The following is a 13,993-nucleotide window of genomic DNA, read 5'->3' on the forward strand; positions in this document are numbered from 1 at the left end:
CGACTCACACCGCCCGCAACGTCAGCCTGCCCAGCAAAAGGAATGGTCACCGATAAATAATCGCACAACCGGCGATCAGCATCACAGACCGACACGCGAGATCTAGCCCTGTAGTACTAGACCTCGTTTTCGCCGATCATCGCGCGCAGCTTCTGGAGGGCGCGGTACTGCGTGATGCGGACGTTGCCCGGCGAAATGTCCAGGGACTCCGCCGTCTCGTTGGCCGACAGGCCGACGACGATCCGCAGTGACAGGATCGCCTGGTGCAGCGGCGGCAACGTCGCCATCAGCCGGCCCAGGCGGGCGCCGAGGTCCAGCTCCAGCACGTGGTTCTCCGGCTCGTTGCCGCCCAGCGGGCGGTCCGGCAGCTCCGACACCGGCTTCGAGCGGTCCCGCGCCACCGAGCGGAACGCGTCGGCGACCTTGTTCGCCGCGATCGCCCGCACCAGGTACAGGAACGAGCCGCCGCGGTCCTGGTAGCCCGGCAGCACCTTCAGCACCGCGAGTAGGACCTCCTGCGCGACGTCGTCGGCCGAGAGGTACGACAGGTCGCGGCCGCCGATCCGGGCGCGGCAGTAGCGGGCGACCGTCGGCTTGATCAGCCGCAGCAGCGCCTGGATCGCCGCCGGGTCGCCGGTGCGCGCCGCCGCGACCACCGGGTCGAGGTCTTCCTTGGTCAGCCGGCCTTCCGGCCGGGGCAGCTCCTTCAGCACGGTGTAGCCGTCGACCTCTTCGGCCGGAACCGTGTCCAACGCCATGGTCTCCATGGGGTTCCCTCCTCGTTCCGGCCACCCGGAAATACCTACTCCGCAGGAACTCCTTTTCTGTTCCCGCATTCGATTATCGAGGCGCTGACCAGCAACGTTGCAGTGCCGTGGTTCTTGTCCACATATTGTCCGTTAACGAGAAACGGCCCACTCGGCATACCCGGCGGTCGGCCCCGCCCGGCTGGTCAGATTCTTGACAGTAATCGCCACACCGCGGGAACCGGTAGCGAAATCGCGCCGCGCACCGATGCTTCGCCCGTGACCGCCCCCTGCCCCCAGGACCTCCACCGATGATCACCCATTGAACGCCACCGGAGAGTGTGCCCCGATGACGGATTCCGATTCCGGCCCGCACGGTTACCCCGTGACGGACCGGTTCGACGTCTTCCTGTGTTCCCCGCGAGCCGACCCGGCGGTGGAACGGGTCGAAGAAGCACTCGAAGCCGACGGGTTGCGGGTATTCCGGGCTCGATTCGACGATTTCGACGCGACTGTCGACGCCCTCGCCGGATCGCGTGTCCTGCTCGCCTGCTATTCACGCGCACTGCCGGCGGACTACGCGTGCCAATGGCAGCTGACGGCCGCGCTGGCCGCCGCCTGGCACCACGGCGACCCGGCGGACCGCGTCCTGGTGCTCAACCCCGAACCCGGCACCGCGCACCTCGCGCCGGCCGAACTCGGGGCCGCGAAGTTCGCTGTGACCTCGGCGAACCTCGTCGCCCAGGTCCGCGCGAAGGTCGCCGCAACCGACGTCCCCCTGGGCCGGCCGGGCCCGCCGGCCGGCCGGTACCCGGCGCTCTGGGCCGTCCACAGCGCGCTCTTCCCGGGCGCCACCGCGGATCCGCGGCCGGTGGTGGTCGTGCGCGGCCTGCCCGGCATCGGCAAGACGGCGCTCACCGAGCAGTACGCCTGCCTCTTCGCCGGCGCCTTCCCCGGTGGGGTGATCCGGACCGGCCCGTTCGGGCACCTCGACCCGGACGACTTCCTCGCGCAGTTCCCCCTCGCCCTCGCGCGCGCCGCCGCGGACCGGCTCGGCACCGACGTCTCCGGGCTGGACCTCGACCGCCTGCGCGCGCTGCTCACCGACCGGATCGACGCGGCCCGTGAGCGGGTGCTGGTGCTCGTCGACGACGTCCCGGCCGGGCTGCCGCCCGCGGTCCTCAACCGGCTCGTGCTGCCGGGCGACCACGTCCGCACCCTGGTCACCAGCCGGTCGGGCCGCTGGGACGCGGCGACCGTGGATCTGGCCGGCCTCACCGGCGAGGAGAGTCTGCGGCTGTTCCGGACGCCCATCGGTGACGCCGAGCGCGCGGCTGTGCTGCGGTTCGCCGACCGCTGCGACGGCCATCCGGTCACCCTGCGCGCCGCGGCGCTCCGGGCGCCGGCCGGCGAGGTGCTCGACGCCCTGCCGGACACCGCGCCGGAAGCCGTCCGGGACCTGCTCGCCGGCCTCGGCGCCGCGGCCCGGGACCTGGTCCGGCTGGGTGCGGTGCTCGCGCCCGTCCCGGTCCCGCCGGAGTTCGCCGCCGAGGTGCTGGGCGCTCGTGCGGAAGCGGCGCTCGTCAGCCGCGGGCTCGCCACCGAAGCAGACGGCGACCTGCGGTTCCTGGGCCTCACCCTCGACGTCGCCCGCACCGGGCTCGACCCGGGTGACCTGCCCGGCCGCGCCGCCGACGTCCTGCTCGCCTGGCTGGCCGGCCGGCGGGGCCGGCGTGACTTCCTGCTCCAGCACGCCCGCGCCCTCGCCGAAACCGCGCCGGCGCACCGGGTGCGGCTGCTGCGCCCGGTCGCGGCGGCGTTCGACGCCCAGGGCGATCCGACGACGGCCGGCGAGATCCACGCCGCGATCCTGTCGAGCGGCGAGGCGACGGCCGCGGACCACACCCGCGCGGCCCGCGTCGAAATCGCCTGTGGCCTGTACCCGGAGGCCGTCGGGCACGCGCGTGAAGCGCTCGTGCTGGCGGACGGTGAAGCCGAGCGGTACGCGGCCGGCCTGACCGCGGCGCAGGCCCTGGACTGCCAGGGCGACTACGCCGAAGCCGACCGGACGTTCTGGCGGCGCGTCGGTGACCGGCTGCCCGACGACGGCGACGAGCGCTACCGGGCCGCCGTCGTCGCGGCGCTGGCCCACCGGCTGCGCGGCCGGCCGCGGGACGCCGTCGCGCTCCTCGAACCGGTGCTCGCGGAACTGCGGGACGCCCCACCCGATCGCGACGAACCGGCGGCCGTCCGGCTCGAATACGCGCGCAGCCTGCAGCTGTCCGGGCAGCCGCGGCGGGCGCGGGAGGTCGCCGGCGAGGTCGTCGCGGCCTACCACGCGGCGGGCCGGGAGCGGCACGTCCGCTGCGGTGAAGCGGAGCTCGTCCGCGCCGACGCGATGCTGGCGCTCGACCTGGCCGACCTGCGGGCCGCCCCGGCCGACTGGGAGCGCTCGGCGGCCGAACTGCGCGAACTCGAGGAGAGCTACGCGCGCCGCTACGGCTCGGAAAACCCGCTGACCCTGACGGCCGCGGCGCACGCCGACCGCGCGCTATTGGCGTTGGGCCAGCCCAAACGCGCGCTGGCCGTGCTGTCCGCGACCGAGCGGGTGGTGCTGCGGGTGCTGGGCGAGGACCACCGGCTGCGGTACCGGATCCGGCACGGCATGGGCCTGGCGCACGCCCAGCTGCGCGAGTTCGGCCGCCAGGCCGAGCTGCTGGAAGGCATTGTGGAGCCGCAGATCCGGCTCCTCGGCCGGACCCACCCGGAGACCATCGAAAGCCGCCTCGACCTCGGGATCGCGCTCGCGCTGAGCGGCCACGGCCCGCGTGACCGGGCGACCGGGCTGGTCGACGGCGCCGCGCTGGACGTCGTCGACGCGCTCGGCGTCAGCACCGAACTGGCGGCCAAGGCCCAGGCCGCCCGGCAGGTCGTGCGGCTGCCCCAGCCGTTCGTGTCGGCGTTGTTCACCGTCGAACGGCTGATCTGGCCCGGCCGGGCCGGGGTCAGTTGACGTCCGCGGGCTCCCAGCGGATGCCGTAGGCGAAGCCGGGGGCGAGGTGCCGGAACCGGACGTGCACCTCGCCGGAGTCGTCGGCCTTGAGCAGCGTCCCGCGCCGGGACGTGTCGCGCGCGTCCTCCTGGAAAGCCTTTTCCAGGAGGACGATGTGCTCCGGCACCCGGGCGCCGAACTTGACGTGCAGGTCGAACAGATCGCACGGGTGCCGCGGCACGCACACGTAGTGCGGTTCCCGGATGCTCGCCCGGAACCGCAACGCGATTTCGTGCTGCTCCCCGCGCCGCAACGGTTCCGGCAACCGCAACGCCAGCCCGATCCGGTCGCTCGACTCCATCGCCCGGCTGGTCAGCACACCACCGTGGAAGACGTCCACTTCCAGATCCGACTCGTGCACGGATTCGCCTGACTTCGCGGCCGCGCTCAGCGTCAACGCCAGATCCAGCTCGGTGATTTCGTCGGCATCCGCGACCACCCGCCGGAATTCGAACGCCTCGGCCGACGGGTCGCCCAACGTCAGCGCGACCCGCAGTTCTTCGGTGTGCCAACTGCGGCTCGGATACCGCGGCCCGGGATCCGGCTCGGCCACCTTGACCGCCATTGCCGCGATCTGTTCGATGCCTTCGTCGATACGCCGGCGCACCGTCCGGTCGTCGCGCTGCAGCGTGGTCGCCGCCCACCGCACCCGTTCCTGGTAGAAGGGCTTGCGGGCGCTCTCGTGCAGCGCGAACGCGGCGAGCAGGACGATCTTCAGGTCCTCCGGCAGCGCCTCGACCAGCGGCACCAATCGGCCGGACAGTTTACGCTGCAGCACGGCCTGGTCGTCATCTTCGAAAATGCCGCATATCTCACGCAGCGCCGGCCCGACCCGGTCCCCCAGCGGTGTGGTGAAAATTCCCCTCCCCTTGCGGAGAATCTTCAGCTCGCCGACCACTTCCGCTGCTTTGAGGACCACCGTTCCTCCCCTCGCCGTTCCGCGCACGGTCGTCAATACTCGTCAGCCCCGCGGCCCCTGTCCAGTCGATCACGGCACGACATACGGATCGTTATCCCGCGGTTTCCTTTCCTCTCGTTGCAGGAAACGGGAAACTCCTTGCCGGGCCGTTCCCGGCGGCCGCATTCTTGGCGGGCCGCGGCGATTTCGCGGCAAAAAACCCGAAGACCACGGGGTGAACCCCGCGCCGAGTGCTGCCCCGGTGCGCACTGTCGAAGGAGTCGAAATGACGGTTACCGGTTCGTTTTCGCTACTCCGGTGGCCGGGCCGGCTCCGTGGTCGCCGCCCGCGGAGAGGAGGTGCGCCAACCATGCAGACCCACGCGATCGGGCTGATCCTCGCCCTGCTGACCGTCGTCTTCGGCTGAGGACGGGGCCATGCGTGACGAACACGGGCTGTGCGCACAGCGGCCGGCCGGGTCCCGGGACCCGGCCGGCCACCCCCGGCGACGCTCCGGCGCCGTCATAATGCTCCTGCGACGAGGGTGGGTACTGATGAACGAACGAGCGACGTTCGGCGCGGAACTGCGGCGCCTGCGCCGGGCGGCCGGGCTCTCCCTGACCGGCCTCGCGGACCGGGTCCACTACAGCAAGGGTTATCTGAGCAAAGTGGAAACCGGGCTGACCACACCGAATCCCGCACTCGCCGCGCTGTGCGAGGCCGAGCTGGACGCGCCCGGGGCACTGACCGCGTTGCTCCCCCGCGAACCCGCGCGGCGGCGCACCCGCCCCGACGTCCGCGCGTCCGGGCTGCCGCCCGCCACCGGCGACTTCACCGGCCGCACCGCGGAGCTACAGGCGGTGCGCGACGCGCTGGAAGCCGAAAACGGCGTCTGCGTGATCTCCGGGATGGGCGGGGTCGGCAAGACGGCGCTGGCCGTCCGCTCCGCGCACCGGCTCGAAGCGGTGTTCGCCGACGGCTGCCTGTTCGTCGACCTCCGCGGGCACGGCGAGACACCGGTCGATCCGGCGGCCCTGCACGACCGGCTGCTGCGGGTGCTCGGCGTGCCCGCCGAGCGGATCCCGGCCGACCCGGACGACCGCGCCGCGCTCTACCGCTCCCGGCTGCGCGGGCGCAGCCTGCTGCTGGTGCTCGACAACGCGGCCGACGCGGCGCAGGTGCGGCCGCTGCTGCCGGCCGAGCCGAAGTGCCGGGTGCTGGTGACCAGCCGGTCGCGGCTGAGCGCGCTCGACGAGGCCCGGCACGTCTCGCTCGACGTCCTGCCCGCCGGCGCGGCGGCCGCGCTCTTCACCGCGCTCACCGGCGCGGACGCCGCCGACGCGGCCCGCGTCGCCGACCGCTGCGGGCGGCTCCCGCTCGCCGTCCGGATCGCCGCGGCCCGGCTGCGGGCCCACCCGGCGTGGGACGTGGCCGAGCTGGACCGCCGGCTGGCCGTCGAAGCCGACCGGCTCGGCGAGCTCGACGACGGCGAGCGCAGCCTGTCCGCGGCCTTCCGGCTGTCGGCGCGTCAGCTCAGCGACGCCGAGGCCCGGCTGTTCGGCCTGCTCTCGCTGCACCCCGGCCACGACCTCGACGTCCGCGCGGCGAGCGCGCTGGCCGGGCTCGCCCCGCGGGAGACCGACCGGCTGCTCGACCGGCTGCACGACGCCTACCTGGTCACCCAGCCCGCCGCCGACCGGTACGGCTTCCACGACCTCCTCCGCGCCTTCGCCGTCGAGACCGGCGAAGCCGCTCTCGAGCCCGAGGAGCGGCAGGCGGCCTTCCGGCAGCTCGCGGCGTTCGCCGTGCGGGACGCCGAACGGGCCGACCGGCTGCTGGCCCCGCAGCGCTACCGGCCGGTGGTCACCTACCCCGGCGGCCTGCCCGAGCCGGGACCGCTGGACGGCGTCGCGTGGTTCCGCGCCGAGTGGCCGAACCTCGTCGCCCTGTGCCGCCGGGCCGGCGAGCTCGGCGAGCACGAACGGTGCTGGCAGCTGGCGTTCTTCCTGCGCGGCTACTTCTTCCTGGCGAAGCTGTGGGACGAGTGGATCGCGACGCACCGCTGGGCCCGCGCGGCGGCCGAAGCGGCGGGCGACCGGTGGGCGCTGGCGACCACGACGGCGAACCTCGGGATCGCCCTGATCGACCGGGGCGACCTCGACGGCGCGTCCGAGTGCTACCGCGAAGCGCTCCGGGAGTACCGCGCGATCGGTGACCGCCACGGTGAGAGCACCGCGCTCGCGCACCACGCCTGGACCGACCACTACCGCGGCGAGCACCACGCGGCCCTGCGCGATTTCGGGACGGCGCTGGAGTTCTACGAGCAGACCGGCAGCCGCCGCAACGCCGCCATCACCGAACGCGGCATCGCGCTGGTGCGCGTCGCGCTCGGCGAAGCCGCGGAGGCGGCGGAACTCGCGGCGGCCACGCTGAGCGTGTTCGACGAGCTCGGCCTGGACCTCGACGCCGTGCTGGCGCTCAACTGCCTGGGCTGGGCCCGGTTCCACACCGGTGAGCTCGACCTCGCCGCGGCGGCCTACCGCGAAGCGGCGGCGCGGGCGGAGGCGTGCGAGAGCGACCACGAAGCCGCGCGGGCCTACACCGGCCTCGGCAACGTCGCGGCCGCCCGCGGCGCGGCTTCGGAGGCGGCGGGGTACTGGGCGCAGGCCGACGAGAACCACCCCGGCCTCGACCCGGTCGTGGTCGGCGAAACCCGCGTCCGGCCGGTGTAACGGCGGCTCCGGACCCGCCGACTCCGGGGTCATGCCGAGCCGCCCCCGGGTCTTCGTGTCGTATTCGCACGACGACGAGGACCACAAGACGCTCGTGCGCCGGTTCGCCGAGTTCCTCCACCGGCACGTCGGCCTCGAGGTGCACCTGGACCAGTGGGCCGACGGCGCGCGCGTCGACTGGTCCCGGTGGGCCCTGCGGCAGCTGAAGGCCGCCGACTACACGCTCGCCATCGCGTCCCCGAAGTACCGGCGGCGCACCGACGGCGAGGAGCCGCCCCACGCCGGCCGGGGTGCGCAGTTCGAGGGCGCGGTGCTGCGGGACCAGGTGACCGGCGACATCGACGAGTACACCGCGCGGATCCTGCCGGTCGTGCTCCCCGGCCGTGCGGTCGACGAGATCCCGCGGTTCCTCAACCCGTACTCGACGACCCACTTCGTGGTCCGGCAGTTCCAGGTGGCCGACAGCGGCGTCCAGAGCCTGGTGCGGGCGATCGCGCGGCGGCCGGAGCACGCTCCGCCGGACGACGGCCCCGCGGTGTTCGCCGGCGGCGAGTTCACTCCGTTCCCGGCACGGCGGAAACTGCTGCTCACCACCGAACTGAACCCGGTCTCGAAAGGACCGGACGTCCGGCTTTCCGCCGTGCGCATCGACGGCACGCACTACGGGCACGGCATCGCCTACCGCTGCTCGATGTTCTGCGGCGAACCCCGCGGCGTCGTCGAGTACGACCTCGGGCGGAAGTACCGGAGGCTCGAGACCGCGGCCGGCGTCCTCGACGACGCCGCGGACTCCGGCCAGACCGGCCACTTCGAGGTGTTCCTCGACGGCGTCGCCCAGCCGGGCGCCACCGTGCGGCTCGGCACGCCCGCCCACTTCGAGCTGGACGTCACCGAGGTGCTGCGACTGCGGCTCGTGGCCTACCGGCCCGACACGACCGGGTCACCACTGCTGGCGGGCGCGCGGATCGCGGGCGGCCTGTCGAACGGCCTGCCGGAACTCGGCTGGGGCAACCCGGTCCTGACCACTTGATCGCCGTCCTCGTGCCCGCGCCGCGGAGCACGAGCAGCTGAGCGAACGCTAGCCGGCCACGATCCGGGTCATCACCGACGGGACGGCGCGTTCCAGCTCCTCCGGGACGTCGGGCGCGCCGGCCAGGTGCCGCAGCAGGGCTTGCTGGAACAGGCCGTCGAACATGGCGTACGCGACCGGGGCCGGGACCTCCACCGGGGTCGTCGCCAGGTCCGCGTAGCGCGTCACCACGTGCCAGATCATCTCTTCGCGGCGGCGGTCGATCTCGAGGACGTCCGCGCGGAACGACTCCTCGAACAGGCTCTGGTTGCGCAGGTCGTACCAGAGGCGGTGCATCTTCGCGTCCGCGCGCAAGGTGGCGGCCATCGCCGCCGCGAAGTCGCGCTTCAGCTCTTCGGCCGTCCGGGCGCGGGCCACGATCTCGTCGTAGCGGGTGACGCAGACCTCCTCGAACTGGCGGACGCAGTGGGTGAGCAGGTCCACCTTGTCGGCGAAGTAGTAGTGCAGCACGCCGTGCGAGAACTCCGAGTTCTGCGCGATCTCCCGCAGGCTCGTGCGCGCGTAACCGAGTTCGGCCAGCGTCCGCAGCGCCGACCCGGCCAGCTGCGCCCGCCGCTCGGTGAACTTGTCCACCCCGCTGCGGGAGATGCGCTCCCGGGTCCGCTCCTTCGCCTGCGTCACCTGCACCACCTGCCGGTTCGTCCTGCGTGCCGGGTTCAGTCTACGGGGCACCCGGGGAGGCGGCCGGTCACCGCTCGGCACACCACACCCGACGTACCCGGGGTACGCGCGCTGCCGTAGGCCCAAGTGCCGTACGCCGGGGGACGCCCCCGGCGGCCCGGATCCCGAGGATGGGAGGCAGCGAAAAAGGAGGGACCCATGACACGCCGTCTCGGCGCCCGGGCCCGCAAGGGGTACCTGGTGGCCCACATCGTCTCGGGGGGCGCGTGGATCGGGATCGACGCGGTCCTCGGCATCCTCGTCGCCACCGCGCTGATCTCCGGCGACCCCGCCGTCGTCGCCACGAGCCTGCGGGCGCTGGAGCTGTTCGCCGTGTGGCCGATGCTGATCGCCGCGATCCTCACGCTCGGCACCGGCGTCGTGCTCGGGCTCGGCACGAAGCACGGCCTCGTCCGCTACTGGTGGGTGGCCGTGAAGCTGGCGGTGAACGTCGTGATGGCGCTGCTGATCCTCTTCGCGCTGCGGCCGGGGCTCTACGACGCCGCTGAGTACGGCCGTCAGCTCGCCGCGGGGGTGCCGCCCGAAGGCGACCCGGCCGGCCTGCTCTACCCCGTGATCATCGCCCCCGGTCTGTTGCTGTTCGCCAGCGTCCTCTCGGTCTTCAAGCCGTGGGGCCTCATCCGGAAAGGCAAGGAGACCCGTGAACCTGCCCGTCGAAACGATCGCCCTGACCAAACGCTACGGACCGGCCGCCGCGGTGGCGGAGCTGAACCTGTCGGTGCGCGCCGGTGAGGTCTACGGCTTCCTCGGCCCGAACGGGGCCGGCAAGACGACGACGCTGCGGATGCTGCTCGGCCTGATCCGGCCGACGTCCGGCCGCGTCCGGCTCTTCGGCGCCGAACCCGGCCCGGCCGGCCTCGCCCGCGTCGGCGCGCTCATCGAAGGCCCCGCCTTCTACCCGTACCTCTCCGGCCGGGCGAACCTGCGGGTCCTCGCCGACCACGCCGGCGTCCCCCGCACCCGCGTCGACGCCGTGCTCGACATCGTCACCCTCACCGACCGGGCGAAGGACAAGTACGCGACGTACTCACTCGGCATGAAACAGCGGCTCGGCCTCGCCGCCGCGCTGCTGAAGGAGCCCGAACTGGTGGTGCTCGACGAGCCGACCAACGGGCTCGACCCGGCCGGGATGGCCGACATGCGCGTCACCCTGCGCAAGCTCGCCGCGGACGGCTGCACCGTGCTGCTCTCGAGCCACCTGCTGGCCGAGGTCGAGCTGATCTGCGACCGCGTCGGCGTGCTCGACCACGGCCGGCTCGTCGCCGAGACGACCGTGCCGGACCTGCGGGCGGGCGGCGCGCTGCGCGTCGTCGCCGGGCCGCTCGACCAGGCCCGCGCGCACCTCGGCCGGCTGCTCGGCGCGGACCGCGTGCACGCCGACGGCGCCGCGCTCGAGCTCGACGTCGACCCCGGTGAGGCCGGGCGGATCAACGCGGCGCTCGTCGGCGCCGGCCTCGACGTCAGCGAGCTGCGCTGGCGCGAACCCGACCTGGAACAGACGTTCCTCGCCCTGACCGGAGGTACCACCGATGCCGCGTGACATCCGAGCCGAGCTCCTGAAGCAGACGCGCCGGCCGGCGAGCTGGCTGCTGCTGGCCGTCGCCGTCGTGCTGACGCTGACCTTCGGCTACGCCGTCCCCTACGCGGGCCTGGGCGGTGCCCCCGCGTCCGGCGGGCCCGGCGCCGGACGCGGGCTGAGCGCGATGCTGCCGGACGCGTTCGTCGGCAGCGCGCTGGGCGGGCTGCCGATCTTCGTCGGCGCGCTCGCGCTGATCTTCGGCGTGCTCGTCGCGGGCAGCGAATACGGCTTCGGCACGTGGAAGACCGTGCTGGCGCAGAACCCTTCGCGCGTCACGGTCTTCGGCGCGAAGCTGGCCGTCGTCACGCTGGCGGCACTCGCCACGGTGCTCACGCTGTTCGCGGCGACCGCGGGCGCGAGTGCGCTCGTCGCCGCGCTGCAGGGCCAGGCGCTGGTCTGGCCGAGCGCGTCCGACGTCCTGCTGGGCCTCGGCGCCGGCTGGCTGGTGACGGCCATGTGGGGCGTGCTCGGCGTGCTGCTGGCCATCGGCCTGCGCTCGGTCGCGCTGCCGATCGGGCTGGGCCTGGTGTGGCTGCTGGCCGTGCAGAACCTGCTCGCCTCGGTCGCCGCGCCGCTGCTGGCCTGGGTCGCCGAGTTGCAGAAGGTGCTGCCCGGGCCGAACGCCGGCGCGCTCGCCGCGTCGTTCGGGGCGAGTGCCCCCGGGGTCGGGCAGATCGTCGGGTCCGGGCAGGCCACGGCGGTGCTCGCGGGGTACCTGATCGGGTTCGCCGTCCTCGGCGGGTGGCTGCTCCACCGGCGTGACATCGCCTGATGGTGCCGGTGCGGTGAGCCGGTCCCCGGTCGAGTCCGGTGTACTGTTTCTCAGTTCGACAGACCGGGTTTGACCACGTGAGGTGCCATGACAGTGCGGCGGTACCCGGTGGCGATCGTGCTCGTCGTCGTCACGGCGGCGCTGATCGCCGGCAACGGGTTCGCGTTCTGGGGCGACACCTTCGCGTTGTGGATCGACGACGCCATGCAGCTGAGCGCCGGGGTCGCCGCGGTCGTCTGCGGCTGCCTGGCCGCCCGCCGCTTCGGCGGGCACCAGCGCTGGTGGCGGCTGCTGATCGCGCTCGGCATGGCCGGCTGGTCGCTCGGGCAGTGCGTCTGGTCCTGGTTCCAGCTGATCGACGGCCGGGGCCTGCCGTCGCCGTCGCTGGCCGACGTCGGCTACCTGAGCTTCCCGGTCTTCGCGCTCGCCGCGTTGTTCACCCTGGCCCGGGCGCGGATCCGGCCGGACCGCGAGCGCTGGCAGCCCGCGCAGTGGACCGCGCACTTCGGCATCGCGGTGGTGCTCGACGGCCTGGTCGTCACCGGCTCGCTGTTCATCCTCACCTGGACCGCGGCGCTCGGGCAGCTGGTCCGGGCCACCGCGCCGGACGCCGGCTCCTGGGCCGTGGCCATCGCCTACCCGCTGTCGGACCTGGTCATCGTGGTCGTCGCGGTGCTGCTGGTGGTGTTCGACCGGGTGGACCGGCCCTACCGCGCGAACCTCATGCTGCTGGCCGTCGGGATCGTCGCGCTCGCCTGCTCCGACAGCGTGTTCGCCTACCTCGTCAGCATCGGCGCGGAGAGCATGAAGCCGTGGGCCGACGCGGGGTTCGTGCTCGGCCCGATGTTCATCGCGTTCGCGCTGCTGGCGACGCCGAACGCGCGCCGGCGCGACGACGCCGGCCAGTCCGGCGGCGTCGACTGGTGGCAGCTGGCGCTGCCCTACATCCCGGTCACGGCCGTGGCGCTGCTGATCACCGCGCAGCTGGTGGCCGGGGCCGGACCGGACGGCGTCGAGGTGTTCGTCGGCGTGCTCGTGGTGTTCCTGGTGCTCGCCCGGCAGCTGCTTTCCGTGCTGGACAACCGGTTGCTGCTGCGGCGGGTGTACGAGGGCCAGCAGCAGCTGACCCACCAGGCCTACCACGACCCGCTCACCGGGCTGGCCAACCGCGCGTTGTTCGGCGACCGGCTCGACCGGGCCGTCGCCGACGGCGCGGAAGCCACCGGAGACCACCGCCCGCTCGTGCTGATCTTCGTCGACCTCGACGACTTCAAGGAGGTCAACGACCGGTTCGGGCACGCCGGCGGTGACCTCCTGCTGCACGGCGTCGCGCAGCGGCTGCTGAGCTGCGTCCGCTCGACCGACACCGTCGCGCGCCTCGGCGGCGACGAGTTCGCGATCCTGCTCGAAGGGGAGGTCGAGGCGCCGCAGGCGGTCGCGGACCGGATCCGCGGCGCGCTGCGCCGGCCGTTCTCGGTGCACGGCACGCTGGTCGTGGTGCGGGCGAGCATGGGCCTGGTCGTGCCGGACCCGGCGGAGCCGCTGGTCACCTCCGACGTGCTGCTGGGCCGCGCGGACACGTCGATGTACGCGGGCAAGCGCCTCGGCAAGGACACGACCGTCGTCTACCGGCCGTCGCAGGACGGCCCGCCGGACTTCCCGTCGGCGCTGCGCCGCGCGGCCGGGGGCGTCCCGGAGGGCTTCGGGCTGGTGTTCCAGCCGATCGTGCGGCTCGCCGACGAGACGCCGGTGGCCGTCGAAGCGCTGGCCCGCTGGCGGGCCCCGGACGGCACGCCGGTCTCGCCCGAGACGTTCGTCCGCGCGGTCGAAGGCGCCGGCCTCGGGGCCGAGCTGGACGCGCTGGTGCTGGACCTGGCCTGCCGCGAGATCACCGCGGCCGGGCTGGACCTGACGGTGCACGTCAACGTCTGCGCCAGCCGGCTCGGCGCGGCCACGCTCGAACAGAGCGTCAGCGCGAGCCTGGCCCGGTACGGCCTGCCCGCGGACCGGCTCGTCGTCGAGATCACCGAGACGGTGCCGGTGCCGGACCTCGCGGCCGGCGCCGACGCGATCCGGCGGCTGCAGGCCCTCGGCGTCCGGGTGGCGCTCGACGACTTCGGGGCCGGGTACAGCTCGCTGACCGTGCTGCACGCGCTGCCGGTCGACCTGATCAAGCTGGACCGCGCCCTGACGACGGGCATCCAGCCGGAGCGCGACGCCGCCCTGTGCCGCTCGCTGGTCGGGCTGTGCGCCGACCTCGACCTGGCGGTGGTCGCGGAAGGCATCGAGACGGCCGAGCAGGCCGAGCTGATCACCCGGGCGGGCTGCACGACGGCCCAGGGCTACCGCTTCGGCCGCCCGGCGCCGCTGTCGGCGTTGAACCTGTCGGAAAGGCTGAGCGGTCTGCCGCAGCCCTCGTGAGTGTTTAGGGCGGTTAGAACCG

At 73.4% G+C, this 13,993-nt stretch carries 10 protein-coding genes; 7 read left to right on the forward strand and 3 right to left on the reverse strand.

Features of this window, described 5'->3' with window-relative positions; genetic code table 11:
• Positions 1 to 116 precede the first annotated feature (116 nt).
• Entirely contained in the window at positions 117 to 767 is a 651-nt protein-coding gene (gene shbA, locus ACLJQZ_RS13975) for an RNA polymerase sigma factor ShbA (protein ID WP_410620437.1), read from the reverse strand.
• A gap of 328 nt (positions 768 to 1,095) precedes the next feature.
• Here shbA and ACLJQZ_RS13980 point away from each other — a divergent pair, with 328 nt between their 5' ends.
• Positions 1,096 to 3,759: a hypothetical protein gene (locus tag ACLJQZ_RS13980; protein ID WP_410620438.1), complete on the forward strand. Its 2,664-nt coding sequence runs from the start codon at positions 1,096 to 1,098 to the stop codon at positions 3,757 to 3,759.
• Here the strand turns inward: ACLJQZ_RS13980 and ACLJQZ_RS13985 are convergent.
• A complete protein-coding gene (locus ACLJQZ_RS13985; RefSeq protein WP_410620439.1) occupies positions 3,752 to 4,717 on the reverse strand; it encodes a hypothetical protein in 966 nt (321 codons plus the stop codon). The genes ACLJQZ_RS13980 and ACLJQZ_RS13985 overlap by 8 nt on opposite strands.
• A gap of 533 nt (positions 4,718 to 5,250) precedes the next feature.
• On the opposite strand from ACLJQZ_RS13985, the gene ACLJQZ_RS13990 reads away from it, so the two are divergent.
• Together ACLJQZ_RS13990 and ACLJQZ_RS13995 are read left to right on the forward strand one after the other, a co-directional pair.
• The gene (locus tag ACLJQZ_RS13990) at positions 5,251 to 7,428 is read left to right on the forward strand and encodes an ATP-binding protein (protein ID WP_410620440.1); all 2,178 of its coding nucleotides are present in this window, start codon (positions 5,251 to 5,253) and stop codon (positions 7,426 to 7,428) included.
• A gap of 31 nt (positions 7,429 to 7,459) precedes the next feature.
• Positions 7,460 to 8,458, forward strand: coding sequence for an SEFIR domain-containing protein (locus ACLJQZ_RS13995; protein WP_410620441.1), 999 nt, complete (start codon positions 7,460 to 7,462; stop codon positions 8,456 to 8,458).
• A gap of 48 nt (positions 8,459 to 8,506) precedes the next feature.
• On the opposite strand, the gene ACLJQZ_RS14000 is transcribed toward ACLJQZ_RS13995, so the two are convergent.
• Positions 8,507 to 9,139, reverse strand: a complete 633-nt coding sequence (locus ACLJQZ_RS14000) for a TetR/AcrR family transcriptional regulator (protein WP_410620442.1) — start codon at positions 9,137 to 9,139, stop codon at positions 8,507 to 8,509.
• A 198-nt stretch (positions 9,140 to 9,337) separates the two neighbouring features.
• On the opposite strand from ACLJQZ_RS14000, the gene ACLJQZ_RS14005 reads away from it, so the two are divergent.
• The 4 genes from ACLJQZ_RS14005 to ACLJQZ_RS14020 all read left to right on the forward strand — a co-directional run bounded on the left by ACLJQZ_RS14005 (position 9,338) and on the right by ACLJQZ_RS14020 (position 13,971).
• Positions 9,338 to 9,931, forward strand: a complete 594-nt coding sequence (locus ACLJQZ_RS14005) for a hypothetical protein (protein ID WP_410620443.1) — start codon at positions 9,338 to 9,340, stop codon at positions 9,929 to 9,931.
• Entirely contained in the window at positions 9,840 to 10,739 is a 900-nt protein-coding gene (locus ACLJQZ_RS14010; RefSeq protein WP_410620444.1) for an ABC transporter ATP-binding protein, read from the forward strand. The genes ACLJQZ_RS14005 and ACLJQZ_RS14010 overlap by 92 nt, the downstream gene beginning before the upstream one ends.
• Positions 10,729 to 11,550 (forward strand): ABC transporter permease, encoded by an 822-nt coding sequence (locus tag ACLJQZ_RS14015; protein ID WP_410620445.1) that lies wholly within the window; start codon positions 10,729 to 10,731, stop codon positions 11,548 to 11,550. Before ACLJQZ_RS14010 ends, ACLJQZ_RS14015 begins: the two co-directional genes overlap by 11 nt.
• Positions 11,551 to 11,637: 87 nt before the next feature.
• Positions 11,638 to 13,971, forward strand: coding sequence for a putative bifunctional diguanylate cyclase/phosphodiesterase (locus ACLJQZ_RS14020; RefSeq protein ID WP_410620446.1), 2,334 nt, complete (start codon positions 11,638 to 11,640; stop codon positions 13,969 to 13,971).
• Positions 13,972 to 13,993: the final 22 nt, after the last annotated feature.

Origin of the sequence: Amycolatopsis sp. cmx-8-4 (assembly GCF_046548675.1) — a bacterium.
In the GTDB taxonomy this organism is placed as follows: Bacteria; Actinomycetota; Actinomycetes; order Mycobacteriales; family Pseudonocardiaceae; genus Amycolatopsis.